This is a genomic window from Nostoc flagelliforme FACHB-838, assembly GCF_014698065.1.
Lineage (GTDB): Bacteria > Cyanobacteriota > Cyanobacteriia > Cyanobacteriales > Nostocaceae > Nostoc > Nostoc flagelliforme_B.
In genome coordinates this window covers 1-4,036 of record NZ_JACJSI010000478.1, presented here as the reverse complement: position 1 = coordinate 4,036, position 4,036 = coordinate 1, and the positions used below count along the sequence as shown (strand labels likewise).

3 protein-coding genes and 1 pseudogene are annotated in these 4,036 nt (G+C 45.1%); 2 read left to right on the top strand and 2 right to left on the bottom strand.

The window, feature by feature from the left end; translation table 11 throughout:
• Positions 1-116: 116 nt before the first annotated feature.
• Positions 117-1,712, bottom strand: coding sequence for a hypothetical protein (locus tag H6G97_RS46990; protein WP_190947234.1), 1,596 nt, complete (start codon positions 1,710-1,712; stop codon positions 117-119).
• A 259-nt stretch (positions 1,713-1,971) separates the two neighbouring features.
• Positions 1,972-2,247, bottom strand: a complete 276-nt coding sequence (locus tag H6G97_RS46985) for a helix-turn-helix domain-containing protein (RefSeq protein WP_242054283.1) — start codon at positions 2,245-2,247, stop codon at positions 1,972-1,974.
• A 533-nt stretch (positions 2,248-2,780) separates the two neighbouring features.
• On the opposite strand from H6G97_RS46985, the gene H6G97_RS46980 reads away from it, so the two are divergent.
• Entirely contained in the window at positions 2,781-3,347 is a 567-nt protein-coding gene (locus H6G97_RS46980; protein WP_190947233.1) for a hypothetical protein, read from the top strand.
• Positions 3,348-3,742: 395 nt separating this feature from the next.
• A pseudogene (locus H6G97_RS46975) lies at positions 3,743-4,036 on the top strand (ATP-binding protein); the annotation flags it as partial.

Genomic DNA, 4,036 nt, shown 5'->3' with positions numbered 1-4,036 from the left:
TCATACTTCTTCAGATTTTGAGCATCAAAATATTGACGGTGCAGACTTAATGCCCCACCAAGTTAGATACTCTAATTTATGTGTTTAAAAAATCACTCGTATGGGCAACAGATTAGTTAGCCTTGCCAGAATCGCAATTCATCTCGGAAATACCTATCAGTCTTTTTCGATTGCTCCTTCCAACAATCCCAGGCAACCACCAACTCTTCGCCCAAATCCTCTACAACTTCACCTCTCTCGACATACAAAGTACGGTATGGGTCGGCATGGGCAACGATAGACCCGATACCAATCGTGTCTGGTTGAGAAGATGCTTTCTGGAGTGCGGTAACTAACTCTGTTTCCTCACTGGTCAATTCCGCCCAGTAATCTGATTTAATCACTTCGTACTCTTGCGCCACTGCCCAATAGTCCTGCCAGCTACACCCAGGTTTTGCAAGTACTGCCCTAATGTCACTAACCGCCTGGGGCAACATTTCCAATTGCTCGGCTCGATATGTGATCGCAGTTGGTGTAGGTTCACTTCCCAGAATGATTGCCGCAGCTTCAAGTGCCTGGGTATTGTTCATAGCGCTGGCTAGGTTCTTCAACGCCATACCCATCAGTCGCAGACATTCTTGGGCATTTTCTTTGGGTGGTTCAACTGCTAGCGATCGCAGATCAATAGTTTTTTCTAACGCCTGTTTCACCTGCTTGCTCAACGCTTTGGTCGCTTGCTGAGTCATGGTATTCCCCCATTCTTGAAAAGGGTGCTGTTGAACTGCGTTTTCTAATTCCTGAATGCGAGAAAAGAGTTGTTGGTTTTCAATTTCCAGTTTCCGTAACCCCTCCATCTCATCCAAACGCTGCTGTAACTGAACGTTTTGCTCTTTCTGCTGCTTGTACAAGTTTTGCAGAGATTGGATTTGCTCTTGTACTTGTTCTTCGGCTCTGGCTGTAGCTTCTGACTGTAGGCCGATTCTCAACTCTTGCTGTAAGCGCTCTAACTCTTGCTGGTGCTGTTCTTTGAGTGCAGCGATCACTTCAGAATATTCTTTTGGGTAAGTTCGCCCACCCGATTCGGACACAATTGCGTCATTTAAACCAGCCAAATCAGCATTATTGATCAACAACCTTTCGCCATCAGCAAAGGTAACAATCTGCTGATAGTTATTCGGAGCCGAAGCCTCAATCACTCCCGAATCCCCATATCTGGAATGTAGAAGAGAAGAAACAGTCACAGAATTACACAATTGCGTTTTGACTTTTTCTTGTTTTGTGCTATTGCTTCTAGTGGGTGACGTATTTTTTGGAACAACCTTCTGAACTGCAAGAGCAAAATCGGCGGCAGTGGGGAAGGATTTTTCTTGGGAGGCGATCGTAACAGCTTGCTCTAACTTGTCAGGAGTTTTGACCAAACGAAGTAGGGGGCGAGTTTGAGAGGGTTTAGTGATTTTTACCCTCAGTTCTTCTGGCAGGGTATCAACTACTTTCTTCGCAGACAGCAAATCTCTGACGCGGCGATATCCCCCGTGTTTAGTTAACTCGTTCTCGCAATAGTCTTCAAAGCTCTCGTGTCCACCATCAAAGTAATAGCCTTTGTCTCGCATCAGGCGCAGTTCATCTATTGCTTGCCACTCGAATTTGTCGATAGCAGTGAAGGTTTCCTGGATGCTGGCGTTAACAACACTGTAGTCCAGCGTCGTTGTTTGTTCGGGTTCTAGTGTCAGCATATTTCTTGCTCACTATGGTAAATGCTTGGAAATTGAGGTGTTGCAGTTTAACCAAAGTGAACAAGAGCAGCTGATTTGGAGGGTTTTTCCAAAAATGTGTCAGCATTGTAATTGGCTCACTTTGTCCTGAACAATTTGAGTAAGCGATCGTGTAGCTTGCCGGCCTGCGATCGCTTTTATCTATGATGCTTCAGTGAGAAGTTTAAATAAGTTTGATCGGGAAGTGTACTAAAAATAAATACAACACATAAATGGGTGGTCATGCTGCCTCTTCATTAACTTGAGCTTGTTTCTTTGTGCGTCGCTGGGGGATATCCTGTGGATCTCTCATTTCAAAAAGATCGCCTACAGTTCGCCCAAAGTAGTTACATAGGGTTTCGACTGTGCTGACATCAACACGACTGAAATTGTTGGTAAATAGACGGTTAATAGTTGTCACGTCTAAACCAGTGTCTCTTGCCAGTTGCCTCTGGGACAGCTGGGGGTCTTTCTCTGCCATCAAAACGGCTAGTCGGCAAAACATCTTTTTTTTCATTCCTCCATCGTACCTGTAGGCTATGTTAACATATCGTTTGCTGTATCGCATACATTAGCTACAAATAAGCAATCATTGTTAGTATTAATCCTTGACAACTGTATGCATTACCGCATATACTAATAGATACAAGGGCAAAGGAAAAACAAACCCCTAGCCAGCAAACGCAATCAAGAGGTTGCACTCACCGAATTTTGACAAGTGAATCCAGAGTGACCGCTTGATGAGTAGCCGAGGCACTGGCATCACCAGAGAAGGCGAGGGGTACACAGCCGGGAAATGGATTTGCACTTAATAAATAATTACAAAAGACATTAGACCGTTAGCTGTTGACGTTGAGCTATACACGTCCCCTGATGCTATCTATCTACTGTCTTGATAATGCTCTTAGCAACTAGCTGTAGATGGCTACGCCAAATCTTTTTGAGAGCGTTGTGCTAAACCACAACGTCGTTTGCACACATAACAAAGGCGACCGCCGGTGTCTGGTAAACAAAGCGATCGCCTTTTCCCCTATCACGGAGATTTCTATTATGAACTATACAACACATACACAGCAAGCAATTCCTAGTTTTTCTCTTGATGAGCAAGCCACAGCCCAAGCAGAACTATACACCCACCTGGAAACCCAAGCCGAAGCTGTAGCCCCCACCCAAGACCCCTTGACATCTCGTGACCGTCGCATCATTGGCGAGATTATCGAAGTGGAACCCGAATCAGTCCGTACTATCTGGATCGAAGGCGGGATTACAGTATGGGTGCAGTTAGTCGGTGGCGGACGACTACCCTTCGACAGAAACTGGTTCGCTACAAGAGTGGCAGAGGTAAAAGCGACTCTACCAGAAACCCCACGGGAACGGAATCAGCGCTTAGAGTCCGAGTTGAAAGAAGCTTGCACTGTTTTCGGTTTGTACCACGGTGAGATTGACTATCTAGTATTTAGTACGAAAGTCTATCGCCAGGGCAAGTTAATTGGTTTCGTTGGCTGGGATGAAGAGGGTTGGTACGCAAGACCAAGACAGTACGGAGTCAATCGCGTGGCTCCGAGTGCTGAACAAGTGATTGCATCGTTGGGAGTCAGAGCGACAGTAGCGGCTTAGTTGCTGAAAGCGAGAAAGGCGATTGCACACCAAAAGAATTGCAATCGCCAAGAAGTTCCCGAATAAAAACAATCATGACACAGAGTACAGCAAGTAAACATTCACTTTGAGTAGGTGACTCTCACAAGGAAATTCTTCCTACGTGCTACAGATGCGAATGCGGATGTGTAAGAAATTCCTAGTCCTGGAAGTGAGAAAAAGCGATTGCAGCCCAAGAGAAAAGCAATCGCTTGGATAACAAATTTAAACAATCGAAATCATCATGGCATATTGCAATATGATTAGCCCATCTTCTCTTCAAGCAGCCCAGTTGGATCAGCCAACAGAGAAAATACTCCTGCCTCCAACCGACCCCAATGCAGAGGTCATGGAAATCCTTGGATACAAACTCGTGTATGTTGACGGAGCTTGCCCCAGCCAATCCCGATATTGCTGACATTGATGAAGAATCAGTGCAGTCCGTGACTAATCCGGGTGCAATGAAAATTCTGCAAGCCCTAGCAGCAAATTATCCTGGTTACATCAGAATTGATGGTGCTTGGATTGATGAACTGTGTGATGCTGCATCTAATCAAAATATGACTCTTCGCAGTAATCACCATTTTTACCTTTCTGGTGGGACACAATCTGGCAAATCAACTTTAGCAGGGGTGATTATCAACAAAATTGCTGCAAAATCTCAAACGCCA

Coding starts and splice junctions, on each gene's coding strand:
- H6G97_RS46990 (WP_190947234.1), bottom strand. CDS start 1,712: ATGCTGACACTAGAACCCGAACAAACAACGACGCTGGACTACAGTGTT.
- H6G97_RS46985 (WP_242054283.1), bottom strand. CDS start 2,247: ATGAAAAAAAAGATGTTTTGCCGACTAGCCGTTTTGATGGCAGAGAAA.
- H6G97_RS46980 (WP_190947233.1), top strand. CDS start 2,781: ATGAACTATACAACACATACACAGCAAGCAATTCCTAGTTTTTCTCTT.